17 protein-coding genes are annotated in these 18326 nt (G+C 37.5%); 7 read left to right on the top strand and 10 right to left on the bottom strand.

All coding sequences use genetic code 11. The features are described 5' to 3' along the window. Positions 1 to 10: 10 nt before the first annotated feature. Positions 11 to 484 carry a tRNA (uridine(34)/cytosine(34)/5-carboxymethylaminomethyluridine(34)-2'-O)-methyltransferase TrmL gene (gene trmL / locus JNUCC52_RS17260; RefSeq protein ID WP_173479844.1) on the top strand — a complete coding sequence of 158 codons (474 nt, stop codon included), beginning with the start codon at positions 11 to 13 and terminating at the stop codon, positions 482 to 484. Positions 485 to 737: 253 nt separating this feature from the next. Here trmL and JNUCC52_RS17265 read toward each other — a convergent pair whose 3' ends face one another. Both JNUCC52_RS17265 and JNUCC52_RS17270 read right to left on the bottom strand, forming a co-directional pair. Next, a complete protein-coding gene (locus JNUCC52_RS17265) occupies positions 738 to 1772 on the bottom strand; it encodes an LLM class flavin-dependent oxidoreductase (RefSeq protein ID WP_337980414.1) in 1035 nt (344 codons plus the stop codon). Positions 1773 to 1784: 12 nt separating this feature from the next. Next, positions 1785 to 2630, bottom strand: coding sequence for a VOC family protein (locus JNUCC52_RS17270; RefSeq protein WP_337980415.1), 846 nt, complete (start codon positions 2628 to 2630; stop codon positions 1785 to 1787). A 421-nt stretch (positions 2631 to 3051) separates the two neighbouring features. Here JNUCC52_RS17270 and JNUCC52_RS17275 point away from each other — a divergent pair, with 421 nt between their 5' ends. Further along, on the top strand, positions 3052 to 3222 hold the full coding sequence (locus JNUCC52_RS17275; RefSeq protein WP_173479841.1) for a hypothetical protein: 171 nt from the start codon (positions 3052 to 3054) through the stop codon (positions 3220 to 3222). Positions 3223 to 3796: 574 nt separating this feature from the next. Next, a complete protein-coding gene (locus JNUCC52_RS17280) occupies positions 3797 to 4627 on the top strand; it encodes an aldo/keto reductase (protein ID WP_305068700.1) in 831 nt (276 codons plus the stop codon). A gap of 49 nt (positions 4628 to 4676) precedes the next feature. Here the strand turns inward: JNUCC52_RS17280 and JNUCC52_RS17285 are convergent, their stop codons facing one another. From JNUCC52_RS17285 to JNUCC52_RS17295, 3 genes are all read right to left on the bottom strand, one after another. Beyond that, positions 4677 to 6851, bottom strand: a complete 2175-nt coding sequence (locus JNUCC52_RS17285) for a 5'-nucleotidase C-terminal domain-containing protein (RefSeq protein ID WP_228134168.1) — start codon at positions 6849 to 6851, stop codon at positions 4677 to 4679. Between the two features lie 284 nt (positions 6852 to 7135). Continuing rightward, positions 7136 to 7975 (bottom strand): RluA family pseudouridine synthase, encoded by an 840-nt coding sequence (locus JNUCC52_RS17290; protein WP_337980416.1) that lies wholly within the window; start codon positions 7973 to 7975, stop codon positions 7136 to 7138. Between the two features lie 204 nt (positions 7976 to 8179). Further along, entirely contained in the window at positions 8180 to 8605 is a 426-nt protein-coding gene (locus JNUCC52_RS17295) for a disulfide oxidoreductase (RefSeq protein WP_173479836.1), read from the bottom strand. A 234-nt stretch (positions 8606 to 8839) separates the two neighbouring features. On the opposite strand from JNUCC52_RS17295, the gene JNUCC52_RS17300 reads away from it, so the two are divergent. Both JNUCC52_RS17300 and JNUCC52_RS17305 read left to right on the top strand, forming a co-directional pair. Next, entirely contained in the window at positions 8840 to 9955 is a 1116-nt protein-coding gene (locus tag JNUCC52_RS17300; RefSeq protein ID WP_173479835.1) for a GAF domain-containing sensor histidine kinase, read from the top strand. A gap of 12 nt (positions 9956 to 9967) precedes the next feature. Then, positions 9968 to 10615 carry a response regulator gene (locus JNUCC52_RS17305; RefSeq protein ID WP_173479834.1) on the top strand — a complete coding sequence of 216 codons (648 nt, stop codon included), beginning with the start codon at positions 9968 to 9970 and terminating at the stop codon, positions 10613 to 10615. Positions 10616 to 11380: 765 nt separating this feature from the next. Here JNUCC52_RS17305 and JNUCC52_RS17310 read toward each other — a convergent pair. Continuing rightward, entirely contained in the window at positions 11381 to 12502 is a 1122-nt protein-coding gene (locus JNUCC52_RS17310) for a response regulator (protein WP_337980417.1), read from the bottom strand. A 410-nt stretch (positions 12503 to 12912) separates the two neighbouring features. Here JNUCC52_RS17310 and JNUCC52_RS17315 point away from each other — a divergent pair, with 410 nt between their 5' ends. Then, on the top strand, positions 12913 to 13845 hold the full coding sequence (locus tag JNUCC52_RS17315) for a helix-turn-helix transcriptional regulator (RefSeq protein ID WP_337980418.1): 933 nt from the start codon (positions 12913 to 12915) through the stop codon (positions 13843 to 13845). A 78-nt stretch (positions 13846 to 13923) separates the two neighbouring features. Then, positions 13924 to 14664 carry an effector binding domain-containing protein gene (locus JNUCC52_RS17320; RefSeq protein ID WP_337980419.1) on the top strand — a complete coding sequence of 247 codons (741 nt, stop codon included), beginning with the start codon at positions 13924 to 13926 and terminating at the stop codon, positions 14662 to 14664. Between the two features lie 46 nt (positions 14665 to 14710). Here the strand turns inward: JNUCC52_RS17320 and JNUCC52_RS17325 are convergent, their stop codons facing one another. The 4 genes from JNUCC52_RS17325 to JNUCC52_RS17340 form a co-directional block, all read right to left on the bottom strand. Beyond that, entirely contained in the window at positions 14711 to 15619 is a 909-nt protein-coding gene (locus JNUCC52_RS17325; RefSeq protein ID WP_337980420.1) for a cation diffusion facilitator family transporter, read from the bottom strand. Between the two features lie 75 nt (positions 15620 to 15694). After that, positions 15695 to 16993 (bottom strand): hemolysin family protein, encoded by a 1299-nt coding sequence (locus JNUCC52_RS17330; RefSeq protein WP_337982234.1) that lies wholly within the window; start codon positions 16991 to 16993, stop codon positions 15695 to 15697. A gap of 470 nt (positions 16994 to 17463) precedes the next feature. Further along, a complete protein-coding gene (locus tag JNUCC52_RS17335; protein WP_173479829.1) occupies positions 17464 to 17874 on the bottom strand; it encodes a hypothetical protein in 411 nt (136 codons plus the stop codon). Positions 17875 to 18045: 171 nt separating this feature from the next. Then, complete coding sequence (locus JNUCC52_RS17340) at positions 18046 to 18249, bottom strand: YheE family protein (protein ID WP_173479828.1); 204 nt, start codon at positions 18247 to 18249, stop codon at positions 18046 to 18048. Positions 18250 to 18326: the final 77 nt, after the last annotated feature.

The following is an 18326-nucleotide window of genomic DNA, read 5'->3' on the forward strand; positions in this document are numbered from 1 at the left end:
GTGTGTCGTTATGCCATTGCATATCGTTTTATATCAACCAGAAATTCCAGCAAATACAGGGAATATTGCACGTACTTGTGCTGGTACTAATACCTCACTACATTTAATTCGTCCACTTGGTTTTTCGACGGACGATAAAATGCTTAAACGTGCTGGCTTAGATTACTGGCATAGTGTCAACGTGGTGTACCACGATTCACTTGAGGATTTTTTAGATACATCTAAAAATGGTGATGTATATTTAATTGAAACATATAGTGAAGAACCATTTACAACGCATGATTTTAGTAATAAAGATCGGGACATTTACTTTATGTTTGGCAAAGAAACAACAGGGTTGCCTAAGGATTTTGCCTATGAGCGCAAAGACATGTGCCTACGAATTCCGCAAAGTGAACATGTCCGTTCATTGAATTTATCGAATACAGCTGCCATTGTTATTTACGAGGCTCTACGACAACAGGGCTATCCTGGTTTACAGTAAGAAAAGAAAAAAGTGTTAGATTGACTGCATTCAATCTAACACTTTTTTGCTTCAGCAGAGTGCATAAGTTGATGGTAGTAAAGGCGGTGATTCCTGCGGGAACGCATGCACCGTAAGACGCAACAAACCGCGCGTTAGCGAGGGTGGCGGCTTACGGTGTGCCCGCTGAAAGCATCCGCCATAGCGGACATCAACTATAGCAAAAACTATGAACATCTTTGCTCATGTGTCCTATCCTCTTTTTTACATTGATTTACTCTTTTAGTGCTTTATTGACCGCTGGCATAATGTGCGTGCCAAGTAGCTCAATGGATTTAGCTACTTGATTAAATGGAACTGCACCAATATCGAGCTGTGCCATAAAACGAGAGTGACCAAATAGTTCATGCTGCATTAATATTTTTTCTACAATTTCATTTGGACTACCAACAAATAGAGCGTTATGACCAGCCGTCATGCTATCAAAGCTTTCTTTAGATAAATGATACTGCATACCGCGCTGCGCATTAACATAATGCCAATAATTTGAGTAGTATGGATAAAATTCTTCCTTAGCTTGCGCTAAACTTTCAGCAAAGTAAGCGTGACCTGATACTGTGATTTTCGCTTTATCCATATCATGTCCTGCTGTGGCCAATGCTTCACGATAGACATCAACTAAATGTTTAAAGCGGCTTGGATCTCCACCTAAAATGGCTAAGTTTAAGCCAACTCCATAGCGTCCCGCGCGAATGGCGCTTTGCGGTGTTCCACCAACTCCAACATGAATAGGAATTTCACGACTAGCACGTGGTGCAATTTCAGCATTTTGAAGCGGTTTGCGATATTGACCACTCCACGTTACACGCTCTTCTTTGTTTAACTTTAAAAGTAATGCCAAGTTTTCCTCAAAGAGTGCATCATAATTATCTACATCATAGCCGAACAGCGGGAAAGATTCGATAAAGGCTCCTCGTCCAACGGCAATTTCTGCTCGACTATCTGATAATAAATCGAGAGTTGCGAAATCTTCGTATAAGCGTACAGGATCAACCGTACTAAGCACAGTCGTCGTACTCATTAATTGGATGTTTTTTGTTCGCTGTGATAGCGCTGATAATACAACGGGTACTGCTGAAATCGCATAATCTAAGCGGTGATGCTCTCCAACACCAAATACTTGAAGACCTGCTTCATCAGCAAGTTGCCCATATTGCATAACTTCTTCTAATCTTTCTTTAACGGTTGGCATATAGCCATTCACTGGATTTTGTCCGATATCTGCTAATGTATATACACCAAATTCCATAAGATAGCCTCCTTAAAATTGAAGTAAAATTACATTACCAGCAGGGTCCACTGTTTGGAAACCGCCATTCATATCAGTAACAGCTGCGCCAATTTGACGTAAGTTTGCTTTTATTTTATCTGCTTGCACTTCATTATCCAAACGAAGCGTATACGATTTTAAACCAATTTGATTTTCCCCAAGATTTGGTGCGCCTTCAGAATACCAAGTATTTAAGCCGATATGATGATGATAACGTCCCGTAGATATAAATAATGCTTGCTCACCATAGCGTGTGACAATGTCAAAGCCTAAGCCTTTTGTATAAAACACCTCAGCAGCAGCCAAGTTTGATACAGATAAATGAATATGTCCCATTACTGTATTAGCAGGAAGCCCTTCCCATGCCCCATTAACTTCGACTAATATCGAAGGAATATTAAGTGGCTCAGTTACCATATGCACTTGGTCGTTTCGCCAAGTCCAGTTATTTTCAGGACGATCTACATAAATTTCAATACCATTTTCGTCTGGATCTCGTAAATAAAGTGCTTCACTTACATCATGATCGGATGCGCCAAAATATACTCCTGATTGACGGAAATGAGTAATGATATTTGCTAAATCACGACGTGTTGGTAATAGTAATGCAAAGTGATAAAGCCCACTTGTAGTGCGCGATTTTTGCTCAACTGTTTCTAGTTGAACAATAGTTAGCAATGCAGTTTTACCATCAGCAGTTAAGGTAGCTCGAGTAGATTCCTGTTGTAAAACTTTAAAGCCTATAATTTCTTGATAGTATGCTAGTGAGCGATGTAAATCACTTACTTTAATTTCAACATTTGTAACATATGTGTTCGGTTTTTCATGAAAATGCATAGAAGTAAACCTCTGTTTTTTAGTTATGATTAATTATCAAGTTACTTTATGTAAGTAAGTATATTTAATAAAGTAGAGTAAGTCAAGTAATTACGAAGTCACAAAAAAAGAAGTAACCGCAATGGCTACTTCTGTAAAAATAAGAAAATCACTAAGTAGCATACTTAGTGATTTTCTTGAGCATTATTTGTCCGCTTTGTAGTCGCCTTCGTACCCAGCAGTGAAAATAGCAGCTAAGAAAGCAACAGTTACACCAATAATTAATAATAACTTCATGGAAGAACCCTCCTCATGTTTATAAGCAAATCTCTTTTTAGTATAGCCTATCTATTATAAAAATGAAACGACCTTGCTAAATAAAATATGTCAGAAATGGTTCAGACTTTAATATTTCGGGAAAACTATTATAGAGGTGATAAAAATGGAAAAAAAGGTTCCAAATATAGAAAACGGCACAATGGCGAGAAATTTTAAAGAGCTGCAAGATCTCGGTAAACAAATGGAGCATCTTCGTGATGGACAAGAACTTGCTGAGGATGACCGTATTGCAGACCCGATTCAGGTAGATGAAGAACCCGAAGACAAGCAATAGGAAAGCGACTCTCACAGTATGCGTGGTTAGCTATGGTAAAAGTTGATTCCGCGGAGCAGCGAGAGGTTTCTGCTGAGCAGGGCGAGGCGTGGATTCCGCGGAGCGGGGCAAGGATTCCGCGAAGCAAGGGGAGAATTCCGCGAAGCAAGGAGAGAATCCCGCGAAGCAATGCGAGGATTCCGCGAAGCAATGCGAGGATTCCGCGAAGCGGAGCAAGGCAAGGATTCCGCGAAGCAGAGCGAGGAGAGGCAAGGATTCCGCGAAGCAATGCGAGGATTCCGCGAAGCGGGGCAAGGCAAGGATTCCGCGAAGCGGGGCAAGGATTCCGCGAAGCAATGCAAGGCGTGAATTCCGCGAAACAATGCAAGAATTCCGCGAAGCAAGGAGAGAATCCCGCGAAGCAAGGCAAGGATTCCGCGGAGCAAGATGAGAATCCCGCGAAGCGGGGCAAGGATTCCGCGAAGCAAGACTATAATCCCGCGAAAACGTTGCAAAATACCCGCGCGACAAAAAACATTATTTTTAATCCAATTTTTTGTATAATGTAACTAGGGAAAGAAAGGGGCTGATGTTTTTGAATTTACAATCTACAAAAACGTTAACAAATGGTATTGAGATGCCTCGTTTTGGTCTAGGCGTATACAAAATGACAGAACGTGATGAAACGTTACAGGCTATTGATAAGGCGTTGAAAGTGGGCTATCGTGCAATTGATACTGCTTCGTTATATGGTAATGAGGCAGAGGTAGGTGAGGCGATTCGTCACTCAGGCATTAAACGTGAGGATATTTTTGTGACGACAAAGGTTTGGAATACTGACCAAGGGTATGATGCAACGCTGCGTGCTTTTGAAGTATCATTGAAAAAATTAAATATGGATTATTTAGATTTATATTTAACGCATTGGGCAGTGCCTGAAACATTTGAGGAAACATACAGAGCGATTGAACGTTTGTATGATGAGAAGTTACTGCGGGCAACAGGTGTGTCGAATCATCATGAACATCATCTACAAAAACTATTATCAAAAGCCAATATTGCGCCAATGGTCAATCAGGTAGAATTGCACCCATACTTACAACAAGATGCACTTAAAACATTTTGTGCAGAGCATGGAATTGCTGTAACAGCATGGTCACCGTTAGGTCGTGGAGGGGTGCTTGATAATTCAACAATTCTTGAAATTGCACAAGAGCTAGGGAAGTCTGCTGCACAAGTAGTGCTTCGTTGGCATTTGCAAAAGGATACATTGATTATTCCAAAATCAGTGACACCAAGTCGTATTGAGGAAAATGCACAAATTTATGATTTTGAATTAACGCAGGCACAGATGGATAAAATGGCAACGCTAAATAACAATCAGCGTTTTGGTCAAGATCCTGATAATTTTAAATTTAATTTTTAACGATAAAAATCCCGCTATCAAACTTGCTGAAGCGGGATTTTTTGTCGTATTATTTAGATTCTTTTACATAAGGAATGTAGTTAGAAAGCATTTTTGCCATATGTGCACGTGTAGCATTGTTATTCGGCATGAATTTGCCATTTGAACCGCTAGCAATTTTTAAATCTTGCATAAGTGCGATAGCGTTTTGTGTTTCTTCATTGTATTTAGAAATATCGCTGAAATCAGCAGTTAATCCAGTTTTTGCATCATGTTGTAAGTTATAAGCACGTGCAAACATTAAAGCAAGCTGAGAACGAGTTACTTTTGCTGTAGGATTGAATTTGCCATTTTGACCTTGAACAATTCCTGCTTCAGCAAGTGCAGTAATCTCTTTTTGTGTCGCTGCTTCTAAACTAGTAATATCTGAGAATGTTGCTTCACCTTTAGCTTCAAGTTTTAAGACACGTGCAATAAATGATGCAGCTTGTGCACGAGTTAAGTTAGCATTTGGTGAATATGTTGTTGCAGATGTACCTTGTGTTAAATCACGGTAGTAAAGATCACGAACGTAACCTTCAGTTTCAGAACCTTTTGCAATATCAGTAAATGGAATTGTAGCAATAATGCGACCTTCTACTTTAGCATCTACTTTTTTAAGTGTGTTTAAATGATTGATGAACATTTCAAAGTCAACTGTACCAGGTTCACTTACACGACCATCTGCATATGCTTTTGCTAATGTTTCGTAGCCGTCTCCACCTTTAGCAGTGAATGTGTTTGTTGCACCTTTATAGTAAGCTGCTTTATCTAGTTCTTTACCATTTAATTTAATAGATTTCACACGTTTGCCTGCTGGTGCTTTACCATCAAATTCTACTTGTAGACCAGAGAAATGAAGGAAGCCACCTGATTCTTTCGGGAACTCTTTCACACTATGTTCAGCAATTTCATAGAGTTCAGCACCAGTTAATTTTACGATACCAAGTGCATTACCGAAAGGCATTACTGTCATTACTTCACCAACAGTGATGTCGCCAGCGTCAATGCTCGCACGGATACCGCCACCGTTTTGGAATGCGAATTGTACTTCAGGATCAATCTTTTTAGCTCCAGCAAGCATACCATCAGTAATAACGTTACCTAGATTCGTTTCACCTGCACGTACACCCCAAAGTCCACGTTTACCATCAAGTTCTGTAACAGCTGTAGTGCCTGTTGATTGTTGTTTAACTGCTTCGATTTTTGCACTATATGGTGCTAATAATTTAGTTGCTTCAGCGTCTGCTGCTACAGGATTTTCTTTATCATTTAAAGCATGTAATTGGCCGAAGTATTCAACAACAGCACCATTATCATCGAAAGTTAAATCAAGCTCACCTAAGTTTTCGCTGTATTGACCAGTTTGTACGATAATTGTTGGGTTTTTGAATGATGTTTCTGCTTTCACAGCTTTATCTAATTTCGTATGTGTATGACCACCAACGATTACATCGATACCTTCTACTGCTGCTGCAAGTAATTTATCATTATCCCAATCAGTAGAATCGTCATAGCCGATATGAGTAAGTGCAATAATTTTATTTACGCCTTGTTTTTCAAATTCAGCTACTGCTTTTTTCGCAGAGTCGATATAGTTAGCAAATTGTACGTTTGCAACACTTGAAATTGAAGGTGTTTCTTCAGTTGTTAAGCCGAAAATACCCACTTTTTCTCCATCGATTTCTTTAATAATACCGTCATAGATTTTACCGTTTTGGAAATCTTCTACTACTGTTTTGAATTGTAAGCCATCAAATAATGAATCTTTAGAGAAATCTAAGTTGCCACCAAGTAATGGGAATTCTGCACCTTTAACAAATTTTGCAAGAGCAGCATGGCCTTCTGGGCTTGACCCTAAATCGAACTCATGGTTACCAAATGTCATTGCATCGTAGCCCATTAAGTTCATTAACTTCATTTCAACTTCTCCAGTAAATTCGTTAAAGTAAAGCGTACCAGTTAATGCGTCACCTGCATCTAATAGTAGTGAATTTGGATTTGCTGCACGTAACTCTTTTATTTTTGTTGTACGTTGCGGTGCATATTCTGCGTGTGAATGTGTATCATTGGAATGTAAAATTGTTAAATTGAAACCGTCCTTTGTAGCAGTTGGCGCAGATTCTGCCGCATGTGCAGCAAATCCAGGTGTAGCTAGTAAACTTGCAGCTAGAGTTGTTGCTGCAATACTTTTAACCCATTTCATAATAATGATTTCCTCCCTCATTTATATGTCAGATGACTGACAATTTACTCTATTCTAACATGAAAGAAATCTATCGTCATTACCAATATTGGAAAATCAATATTAAAATTATTGTAAAAAACATATGAAGTAAATGTGAATTCGTAATTTTATACTTTAAATAGAAACAAAGTAAAAAAAAGGTTTATACATAAACGACTCATAATCAATAAATATACCAAAAAGTGATATTTTCCATAAAAAAAGTACAAACCCTGAAAGTGGTTTGTACTGTAGCATTATAGCTATTCTTTATCTTTTACTATAATTAATTTATTTAAAAACGGGTGGTCAAATTCTAATTGAATGGCATGTAGTTCATAATCACCGCTAGCTGTTTCGCGTGCACCATACATCGTATCGCCGATAATCGGATGACCGATATGCGCCATGTGAACACGAATTTGGTGTGTACGACCTGTTTCTAAAACAAGGTGGACAACACAAGAATGTTTATAGCGTGCAACAACCTCATAGTGTGTTACAGCATGCTGACCTGTGTTTGATACGACACGTCGTGTGGGATGATGACGGTCTTTACCAATAGATTCAGCAATAGTTCCCGATGTAGTACGAAGGTTTCCTTGCACCTCTGCAGCGTACGTACGAATAATTGTCTTTTCTTCAATCATGCGATCAAAAATGGATTTTGCAAGTGGATGCTTTGCAACTAAAAGTAAACCTTCTGTTCCTTTATCAAGGCGATGAACATGTTCTGCATAGTCTCGACCTTGCTCTTTCATATGAGCCATAACGTGATTCATACAAGTGTGCGTATCGCGCTCATCATTAGGATGAGTGGACATGCCCTTTGGTTTAGAAACAATTAAACAGTGATCATCTTCATACACAACATCAATTGCACAAACAGGCGTCGGCTTATAGCTAGAGGCAGGGATAGGAAATGAAAATTTAATGATTGTTCCTGCAGGAAGTGGGTCCTTCCATTGTAATGGTTCTCCTTCAAGTGACGTGACTGCCTTCTCCATACGTAATTCGTGAACTAGCTTTTTCCCTAGGCGCCAATTAGTACGTAGCAGCTCCTCAATCGTTAGATGATTGTCTTTTATTTCATATTGAAACATCTATTTTCCTCCATGGAATGAGCGTTATCGAACACCCTTGTCATTTTTTTAGACAAAAAAATCCGCTCCCTTTCTGCACAAGGACGATTCACAAAATACCAGATGTTAAAGCCACAGCATAATCTGGCTTGAATCGCTATCCCGCAGGCATATCGCGAATTTTTTGTCGGACACTATGTGGTAAATCAAAAAATACTTATCGCATTATTTAGCAGTTTTTGAAGCTTTAATTAAATACAAGCTTGCGCCAACAATTAAAATAAATGCTGTTAATGCTAAAAACGGGATGGTAATGAAACCAAGCCAGTTTATGTATTGACCAGTGCAAGACACGGCACCACAAGAAGGTGCAGAAGCAGCTAAAAAGCTTAGTTTCTGAATTCCATAATGATAAAGTGATACAGAGCCACCAATTACGGCAAATACTGCCGTTGTTACAGCGATACGAGCATTTTTTTGAATAAAGGCAATAGTAGTCATTATTGCTATAGGATACATAAAAATACGTTGGATCCAACACATTTTACAGGGCTCGTAGTGACGAATTTCAGAAAAATATAATGAGCCTAGTGTTGCAACGACAGAGACAATCCAAATAAACAATAAGCTATTTTCCTCTTTTTTTGACATATAAAAACTCCCTTTATGCTAACGATGTACTTGTTACGATTATAGGTGTTTTGAATTTAGAAGTAAAATGTTTCAATTATAGAGTTTATCTAATGCTGTCTCGTTAGTATATTCACACAATTATATATAAAAACAATGGAATTTCAGTCTAAAGTATGAACGGCTCAGGCAGACACCTTTGACTTGGAAATGTTATCATTAAAATACGTAATGCCAATAAAAAGAGGTGTTTTTGTGAGAGAGAACGAGCACTCCAATATTAGTATTTTAAAGGAAATTGCTGAGTTATTGAATGAAGAAACAGAAATCAACACTACATTAAAAGGCGCGCTTGTAAAGTTTTTAAATGGTACGAATTTTGAAACGGGCTGGATATTTTTTATTGATGAAAAGGGACGATCAGAGCTTGTTGTCCATGAAAATTTACCAGAGGCACTTGAACATAATAATTGCCATTATTTAAAAAAAGGAGGCTGTTGGTGTGTATCTCGTTATCGTAATGAAGAATTAAAAAAAGCTTCTAACATTATTGAATGTCAACGTATCGAAAGTGCAATTGCTGCAAATGTTGGCGATCACGAAGGAATTACACATCATGCTACGGTACCGCTACAATCAGGACAGGAACGTTTTGGTGTTTTAAATGTAGCATCCAAAAATACAGTGCGGTTTTCAGAGGAAGAGCTTGCCTTACTGGAATCGGTTGCCTTTCAAATGGGCTCTGCCATTAAGCGCATATTATTGACTAAGCAGGAGCAGGAAATGGCGCTCGTGAAGGAACGTAATCGTCTGGCACGGGACTTACATGATTCAGTAAATCAGCTTCTTTTCTCTGTAACATTAACGGCGAGGGCTGGCATTGAGATGAGTAACGACACTGAGGTAAAAGAAACATTTAAGGAGATACAGCATTTAACACAAGATGCTTTAACAGAAATGCGTGCACTCATATGGCAACTAAGGCCAAAAGGGTTAGAGAATGGACTGTTAGAGGCGATAAAAGTATATGCTGAAATGCTTGGATTAAAGCTTCATGTAACCGTATCTGGTGTTTTACAGTTTCCATCTCGTATTGAGGAAACGTTATTTCGTGTTGCACAGGAGGCGCTTAATAATGTGCGTCGCCATGCTGGTGTACTTGAAGCGGCACTTTATATTACGGTAACAGCCACTGATATATTATTAGTTATTCGTGACGAGGGACGAGGCTTTGTTATTGATCATAATACTAAGCTCCTATCCATAGGCTTGCAATCGATAAAAGATCGAGCTAAATCGGTGGGGGGGACAGCTGACTGGGTAAGTGAAATTGGTAAAGGCACGGAGCTGCTAATCCGCTTGCCATATTAAGGGGGGAATAAAATGATTCGTGTTCTAATTGCAGATGATCATCATGTAGTCCGACGAGGATTATTATTTTTTTTAAAGACACAGAAAGATATTGAGGTTGTTGGGGAAGCAAAAAATGGTGTGGAAGCAGTTGCGCTAGCCGAAAGCATACAGCCCGATATTATCTTAATGGATTTAGTAATGCCTGAAATGGATGGTATACAAGCAACGAAGCGCATAAAATCTAAGTTTCCGCACATTGAAGTTTTAATGCTAACGAGCTTCTCTGATCGAGATCATGTTGTCCCCGCAATGGAAGCAGGGGCAGCAGGATATCAGCTAAAGGATATTGAACCTGATGAGTTAGTATCATCGATTCGTCGCATTATGCAGGGGGAACATACTTTACACCCAGAAGCAACTTCAACACTTGAGATGGATCGTCAAGAATCGGAAAATGCATTACATGTTTTAAATCCATTAACTCCACGGGAGCAAGATGTACTTGCAGAGCTTACAAAAGGAAAAAGTAATCGAGAAATTGCTTCATCTTTATTCGTTACTGAAAAAACAGTAAAAACGCATATTTCTAATATTTTTACGAAGCTACAAGTACAGGATCGAACACAAGCCGCTCTCTATGCAGTAAAGCATGGATTGACTGAAGGCAGCGGCCAGTAGGCAATCAATAAACGTGGCTGGGACAAAAGAGAAAAAGTGTTAGATTGACTGCAATCAATCTAACACTTTTTTGCTATGCCGTTGATGTCCGCTACGGCGGATGCTTTCCGCGGGCACCCCGTAAGCCGCAACCCTCGCTAACGCGCGGATTGTTGCGTCTTTCGTTGCGTGCGTTCCCGCAGGAGTCACCGCCTTCGCGACCATCAACTAGTGCACGCTGCTAATTTATTATTCTTACAAAAGAAAGAGATGTGGATTTCAGATAATCTAACACTTTTTTGCTATGCCGTTGATGTCCGCTATGGCGGGTGCTTTCCGCGGGCACCCCGTAAGCCGCAACCCTCGCTAACGCGCGGATTGTTGCGTCTTACGTTGCGTGCGTTCCCGCAGGAGTCACCGCCTTCGCTACCATCAACTAGTGCACGCTGCTAATTTATTATTCTTACAAAAGAAAGAGATGTGGATTTCAGATAATCTAACACTTTTTTGCTATGCTGTTGATGTCCGCTACGGCGGCTTTCCGCGGGCACCCCGTAAGCCGCAACCCTCGCTAACGCGCGGATTGTTGCGTCTTACGTTGCGTGCGTTCCCGCAGGAGTCACCGCCTTCGCTACTATCAACTAGTGCTATTTGAGAAAATTATCTATTGCTAAGGATAATGAATAGCTAAAGTTCTTTACCATAGTAAATAGCAGCAAAAAATACGAATGTTTTGCTACTGTTTCTAAATTTAAAAAGGTTGGCATGCTTTTCTTTCCATGTAATTTATTGATTATAACTAAATAATTTCTTCGACATTTCTAGTAAAGTGGAGCTCGGAGTAAGTGCTAAGTCTTCTTTTAATTTTTGTTCATAGGATAAAAAAATAGTGTATGCCTGTGTATGAAATCCCGCATTAATTAACAACTGTAAATATTGTTCAAGCTTATGGTCATTATAAGGATCAAACTCTATTAAACGTTTGAGATAGTCAATAGCTTTTTCCGTCTCAGTTGCTATGCTCGTTTGAAATCCTTTCTCTAATAACTCTATGTATGATTTAGTAAGCTTATCTCTATCAGAGGTAGCCCATTCATAATCATCAAATACGAGTAAGCCGTCCTTATAAATAGCAAGACATTGGTTAATTAATGTAATCGGAGGATAATCGGACTTCTTAAAATCATTAAAACAATCTTGGAATTCGTATAAATCACACAAAATATTTGGTTTCTCAAAAATGTAATATTTATTAGAAAATATTATACAGTTCGTATAGCCCATATTATTTAATGTTTTTCTTAAATAAGATAGTGCTGTATGAAGATTAGATTTGGCACGAACATAATCTAAATTAGGCCACAGAATTTCAATTAACACATCTCGATGAATAGGCATGTTAGGATGCAATATAAAATAGGCGAATAATTCTTTTGTTTTCTCCGTTTTAAAGGAAACGAGACTATTGTTGCTATAGGTAGCAAATTGATTAAAGCATTGGACGTTTAAAATCGTATTAGAAGTTTGTTGTACCAACTGTTGCATAGAAAATTCATGTTCAATACGTGATATTGTTTTTTGTAAGCGTGCTTGGCTAATCGGTTTAAGTAAATAATCAAGTCCTCCTATTTCATATGCTTGGATTGCAAATTCTGAATACGAAGTTATAAATATAACAATTACATGTGGATGATTGCTTTTTATAATATCAGCTACTTCAAGTCCATTCAGTTCATCAAGCTTTATTTCTAAAAAAATTACTTCAAATTCCAGTGATGGAAGGCTATTTAAGAATAGCTTTACACTAGTGAAGGTTTTGATAACCTCTATTTGTTGAAAGTTTTGTAGCTTATTTTGAAAATAGTGTAAAGCTAGAGGTTCATTGTCTATTAAAACGGCTCGAATCACATCAAAATCTCCTTTATACAATTAAATTGAAAACCATTAAACTCTAGTACATTGTTTTTGAAAAGGTCTCCCCATTATATAGAGGATAAAAGTTTTTTATGTAGTGTTAAGAGAATTGAAATAATTGTATAAGCGTTTATTATTAAACTATTTTACAAAAAGAGAGTTGCGATAGTTAAACTAGAAAATTGACTGAAGGGATTTAAAGTTTCTTTTTTCTTATTTTGTAAAAACATTCTAATGAATGTATTATGTAATAGCGGTTATTATAGTACATTTGACTTAAAGAAAACTCAAAAGGTACTTAAAAAATACTTAAAAATAATAGGATATAAGTAATTGAAAATTACTTTGTTGTGGAAAAGTAGTGTGTGTTTTAAAAATATGTACAAAGTTGAGGAATTAGACAAATGAAATTAGACCGTTTATTAACGATGACTATGATTTTAATTAATCGTAAAAAAGTAAGAGCTCAAGAATTGGCAGATTTATTTGACGTATCCGTTCGCACAATTTACCGCGATGTTGAAACCCTCAGCTTTGCAGGGGTACCTGTTGTAAGTCAGCAAGGAGTAAATGGAGGAATTAGTTTAATCGATGGATATAGAATGGATAAGCAAATTTTAACGAAGGAGGAACTAACCTCTCTATCGATTGCGCTCAAAAGTGCCTTGACGTCATATGAGGATACACATGCTAAAGCCGTTTTAGAAAAATTAACGGGGATAGCAGATGACAAAGTGAAAAAATCGATGGACCATGTATTTATTGACCTCAGCCCTTGGGGACAAAACGTTATATTAAAAGAACAAATAACGTTATTGAAAAAGGCAATTGAGGACGAGCAATGTGTCAGCTTCTTGTATTCAACTGCGCATGGGACGATGACAAAACGCTTAATAGAGCCACATACTTTAGTACAGAAGGGGAAAGTGTGGTATATCTATGGCTATTGCACATTAAGAAATAGTTTTCGGTTATTTAAAATTTCAAGAATGAAGGATATTAAAGAGGCATTCGTATGTTTTGAACGGAAGGCAGTTCATTTAGCAGAACTTCCTTGGGATAAAGCTTGGCAGCAACCACACAACTTAGTGGCAATCACGCTGTCATTCGATGAATCAATTCGAACACTAGTGGAAGAAACATTTGGAGCAGAACATATAGATAATGAAAAATCAATCGTGCAAGTGTCATTGCCTGAAGATGAATGGCTCTATGGATTTTTGCTGAGCTTTGGGAATCGAATAAAGCTTATTGATCCACCTTATTTAGTTGATATTGTGCACAAACGGGCACAGGAAATTGTCGCATTATATCAGGAAACAAAAGGTGAGAAATAACCTTTCAATTGATGACATACAGATGTCAAGTTTGCTTTGTTATAGTGAATACAAATGAACGAAGGGTGGAAGTAAAAGATGCAAAGTTATTGCCAAAGCTGTGGAATGCCATTAGTGAGCGCGGAATTATTAGGAACAGAAAAGGATGGACAAGTATCTCAGGATTATTGCATATATTGCTACGAATTAGGAGAGTTTAAACAGCCAAATATAACTGTTGATACGATGATTTCTTTATGTGTACCGCATTTAAAAGAAGAAGGTATGGTAGAAGAAGAGGCACGACAAATGTTAGCTTCGTTTTTACCTAATTTAAAAAGATGGCGAACACGAGAGGTCAAACAACCAGTTGTAAAGGAAAAACAAAGTTTCCAAATAGTAGGGATAACAGCACGCACAAATAATGCGAATGAATTAACTGCTACAGCGAAAATACCACAATTATGGACAGATTATTTTCAGCAAAATGTTGCGGGTCAACTGTTCAATCAAGTGAATGAGGGCGTTATGTATGGACTGTATTCGGATTATGAAACAGATGTTAACGGAGATTATTCAATAACGCTTGGAGTGGAAGTATCAACTGACAAAGATGTGCCAAAGGAGATGTCCGTAAAAACAGTTCCTGCCTCTAAATATTTAGTCTTTAGTTCCGAAAAAGGATCAATGCCAGACATTGTTATTAAAGCTTGGCAAGATATTTGGGCTTGGTTTGCAAATGCAGAAGTGGAACGAACGTATACTGGTGACTTTGAGGTATATGATGAACGATGCCAACCTAATGAGGCTCAAGTCGATATTTATATAGCAATTAAGTAATTTTTTAGAGCGAAGCGAAATATTACAAAAAGCCAGACTCTTACCATCAAGTGGTAGGAGGCTGGTTTTTGTGTGTAGGCGGCAAATCTTCGATGTGTGGTTCAATATGCACGAGTACGTGACAGAAGTGATTTTCCCGCATAATTGTTCGTTCAATTTCTTCAGTAATACGGTGGCTTTCAAAGACATTTAAGTAAGGATTCACTGTCACAGTTACATCTATAAAGTACATATTGCCATGTGCGCGTCCTTTGAAATCTAAAAGCTCAATAACGCCGCTTACATTGCGAATTAAAACCGATAAAGTCTCGACTTCATCGATATCAAATGCATCTGTAAGACTTTGAACAGCTTCCCAAAATATTTCCACGGCCGTTTTTAGTATAAGAAAAGCTACAACAAGTGCTGTCAATGTATCTATGATTGGGAAGCCGAAAATTGCACCGAATATCCCGATAGCTGTACCAATGCTGACAAGTGCATCTGAACGATTGTCATAAGCGGCAGCTTTGACAGCAGCACTGCGAATTTTTTTTGATAAAGCTAAATTATAACGATAAACAATATACATTACTCCAGCACTCCCAATTGCGACAAATGCTGTTAACATAGATGGAGTTGTGCCACTTGGCTCCCATAGCCCTTTTAAAGACGCAATCAAAACTTGTAAGCCGACAACAAGCATAATGAATGATGCAACAAGTGAAGCAACCGTCTCAGCGCGCAGATGGCCATATTGGTGATTTGAATCTGGTGGTCTTTGGGCAATACGCAAGCCGATTAATACGGCAATAGATGCAATAATATCCGTTGTATTGTTTAATCCATCTGCTTTTAAAGCTTCAGATGTTCCAATGTAGCCAATTGTTAGCTTTGTCGAGCTCAGAATTAAGTAAGTAGCGATAGATAACCAAGCGCCTTTTTCCCCTTGACGTAAATTTGTATAGAGCTCCATTTTGTTTCCTCCTCGCAAAACTTTCGGGCATTATAAAACGACCCCCTTATATGAAAGGGAGCCGTCTTAGCTGTGTTATTTATAGTCTTTCGATTCTTCGATGTCATTTACTAAATCAAGTTCAGGTAATTTCAGAACTTCTAAGTATAATATGTGGTGACCGTCTAGTTCTTTAGCTGTGAATTCAAAACCTTGCTCTTCAATGCTATCACCTTCAACAGCATCGAAACGCTTCGTCATGAACCAACCACCAATCGTATCGATATCATCATCTTCTATGTCAGTACCTAGCATATCATTGACGTTTTCTAGTAGCATTTTTGCATCTAAAATAAAATGATTTTCTGCAACTTCTTGTACTTCAGGGATTTCATCTTCATCAAACTCATCTTGAATGTCCCCGACAATTTCCTCGATAATATCTTCAATGGTTACAAGACCCGATGTTCCACCATACTCATCCATTAAAATAGCCATATGAATACGTTCACGTTGAATCTTGAGTAATAATTCATTAATTTGCGTTGTTTCCATAACGCGAATAATCGGTTGCATATAGTCAATCACTAGTTTATCACCATTTGCTGGGTCTTTAATGTAAGCAGTTAATAAATGCTTCATATTGACTAAGCCAATAATATGGTCTTTATCACCGTCGATAATTGGATAACGAGTATATTGCTCGACACCCATTAAATCGAATACTTCTTTAATCGTAAGCTCTTTCTCAATTCCGACGATTTCAGTACGTGGCACCATGATTTCTTTTGCAAGGCGATCTGAGAACTCAAAAATACTGTTTACATATTCATATTCTGCGTTATTAATTTCTCCACCTTTTAAACTATCCGACAAAATCATACGCAATTCTTCTTCAGTATGCGCAACTTCTGATTCTGACATCATTTTAAGACCAAATAGACCTGTTAAACCACGAGCAGAGCCATTTAATAATTTAATGATTGGATACGTAATGTTATGGAATAAAATTAATGGACCAGACAAGTTTAATGTAACAAATTCTGCTTTTTGGATGGCTAAAGTTTTTGGCGCCAATTCCCCGATAACTACATGCATAAACGTTACAATAGAGAATGCAAGTATAAATGAAAGGATAGATGTTATGCTACCGTTCAGATTTAGAAACTCGAACACTGGATGTAAAATGATTTCAAACGTTGGTTCACCTAGCCACCCAAGTCCAAGTGCTGTAATTGTAATACCTAACTGACAAGCGGATAAGTACTCGTCTAAATCCGATACAACACGTTTTGCATTTTTCGCTTTTTTATGGCCTTCTGCGACTAATTGATCAATACGGGTAGTTCTCACTTTTACGATTGCAAATTCAGTTGCAACGAAAAATCCTGTCATTATGATTAGTAGGGCGAATGCCGCCAACCTTATGGTTATTTCCAATATGTCTCCGTCCAAATAATTCCTTTGTCCCCGCCCGAATGAGGGAAGTAAACAAAGTGTACACCTCCTATGATTTAAAAAATTGTTGGATGTTTTAATCATAAGTTATTTATAACTAAAACACAAATATTGACAACGACTTTTTTATACTATTTTATGAAGCCATTACTTTTAAAAAAAATGAACATTATCTAGATGACAAATGATTGAAAATCAATATGCATTATGCTAACTTTATATGGAGCAAGGATAGTTTATTTAGAGAAAGAAGCATTTGCATCTCATATAAAACGACACGTCAAAAATCTCAAGAGTGCTTTACTTGTGGATTTTTTTAAATGAATTATTTTTAATATGCAACAAAAAAAGAGGTTGTCTCCGTATAGGAGATAACCTCTTTTTTGCGTTGATATGTATCGAAAAAATTATTGTTGGAAACGTAATTTAAGACAAGCCTTTTCTACATCATGCACAGACTCTTTTATAGGGATGGCGCCTGAAAAAGTTGAAATGATGATAGGTGCTTTATCTGTTAGCCCTTGTTGGGTAAGAATATAATGATTGCCATTGTAAATTAAATACATTTGTTTATTGGCACGTTTTCCTATTCCAGTTGGAGATTCAAAAATAGCTTTTAATTGGCTACAATACTCACTGTAAAAATTACTGCTAAAGCCAGATAGTGCTTCAAATTTTTTACTATCGATAGTGCTAGCCTCATCGACTAATCCGAAAATTTTTGCGGAAAATTCAGAAAAAAGTTCTTTTACTTTTGCACGAATTAATGCTTTCGAATTATAGTTGTTTAAGTCATCAGAAAGTGCGACTTTACTCATTGAAATAGCCTCCTGCATAAAAAACATTATAGAAATAAATTCTTTTATTAAATGTATAAGAAAAATACAGGAATATCAATATAAATAAGCACTTTTCGTATAATAGCAGTGATTTTACTAGTAAATATTAGGTATTTTTAAGTGGATAAAAGCAAAAAAATATCGTTATTATTAGTCATAAATATGGAAAAGCATAAGTTCGTGAATCATTTTTTTAACATCTTCTTCATTTGGAGGAATAGGTCCAATCCATTGGATAACGCCGTCCTTTAAATATTCTGCAGCGTAACGTTCACGTTGATAGAAAAACGAAATGGCCCATCCAGGAAGCTGTGTATTTTCAAATAAAGGTTTAAAGCTAAAATGCTGAATCATATACAAACCCCATTTCTAATGATATGTATTTAATATTATTCAAGGATAGCAGGCATTTTGCAACTAAACAATTTGTA

Source organism: Lysinibacillus sp. JNUCC-52 (assembly GCF_015999545.1).
In the GTDB taxonomy this organism is placed as follows: domain Bacteria; phylum Bacillota; class Bacilli; order Bacillales_A; family Planococcaceae; genus Lysinibacillus.

What these genes read in the sequence shown, in the direction of transcription:
- trmL (WP_173479844.1), top strand. Translation starts at nt 11, where the DNA reads ATGCCATTGCATATCGTTTTATATCAACCAGAAATTCCAGCAAATACA.
- JNUCC52_RS17265 (WP_337980414.1), bottom strand. Translation starts at nt 1,772, where the DNA reads ATGGAATTTGGTGTATATACATTAGCAGATATCGGACAAAATCCAGTG.
- JNUCC52_RS17270 (WP_337980415.1), bottom strand. Translation starts at nt 2,630, where the DNA reads ATGCATTTTCATGAAAAACCGAACACATATGTTACAAATGTTGAAATT.
- JNUCC52_RS17275 (WP_173479841.1), top strand. Translation starts at nt 3,052, where the DNA reads ATGGAAAAAAAGGTTCCAAATATAGAAAACGGCACAATGGCGAGAAAT.
- JNUCC52_RS17285 (WP_228134168.1), bottom strand. Translation starts at nt 6,851, where the DNA reads ATGAAATGGGTTAAAAGTATTGCAGCAACAACTCTAGCTGCAAGTTTA.
- JNUCC52_RS17290 (WP_337980416.1), bottom strand. Translation starts at nt 7,975, where the DNA reads ATGTTTCAATATGAAATAAAAGACAATCATCTAACGATTGAGGAGCTG.
- JNUCC52_RS17295 (WP_173479836.1), bottom strand. Translation starts at nt 8,605, where the DNA reads ATGTCAAAAAAAGAGGAAAATAGCTTATTGTTTATTTGGATTGTCTCT.
- JNUCC52_RS17305 (WP_173479834.1), top strand. Translation starts at nt 9,968, where the DNA reads ATGATTCGTGTTCTAATTGCAGATGATCATCATGTAGTCCGACGAGGA.
- JNUCC52_RS17315 (WP_337980418.1), top strand. Translation starts at nt 12,913, where the DNA reads ATGAAATTAGACCGTTTATTAACGATGACTATGATTTTAATTAATCGT.
- JNUCC52_RS17320 (WP_337980419.1), top strand. Translation starts at nt 13,924, where the DNA reads ATGCAAAGTTATTGCCAAAGCTGTGGAATGCCATTAGTGAGCGCGGAA.
- JNUCC52_RS17325 (WP_337980420.1), bottom strand. Translation starts at nt 15,619, where the DNA reads ATGGAGCTCTATACAAATTTACGTCAAGGGGAAAAAGGCGCTTGGTTA.
- JNUCC52_RS17330 (WP_337982234.1), bottom strand. Translation starts at nt 16,993, where the DNA reads ATGACAGGATTTTTCGTTGCAACTGAATTTGCAATCGTAAAAGTGAGA.
- JNUCC52_RS17335 (WP_173479829.1), bottom strand. Translation starts at nt 17,874, where the DNA reads ATGAGTAAAGTCGCACTTTCTGATGACTTAAACAACTATAATTCGAAA.
- JNUCC52_RS17340 (WP_173479828.1), bottom strand. Translation starts at nt 18,249, where the DNA reads ATGATTCAGCATTTTAGCTTTAAACCTTTATTTGAAAATACACAGCTT.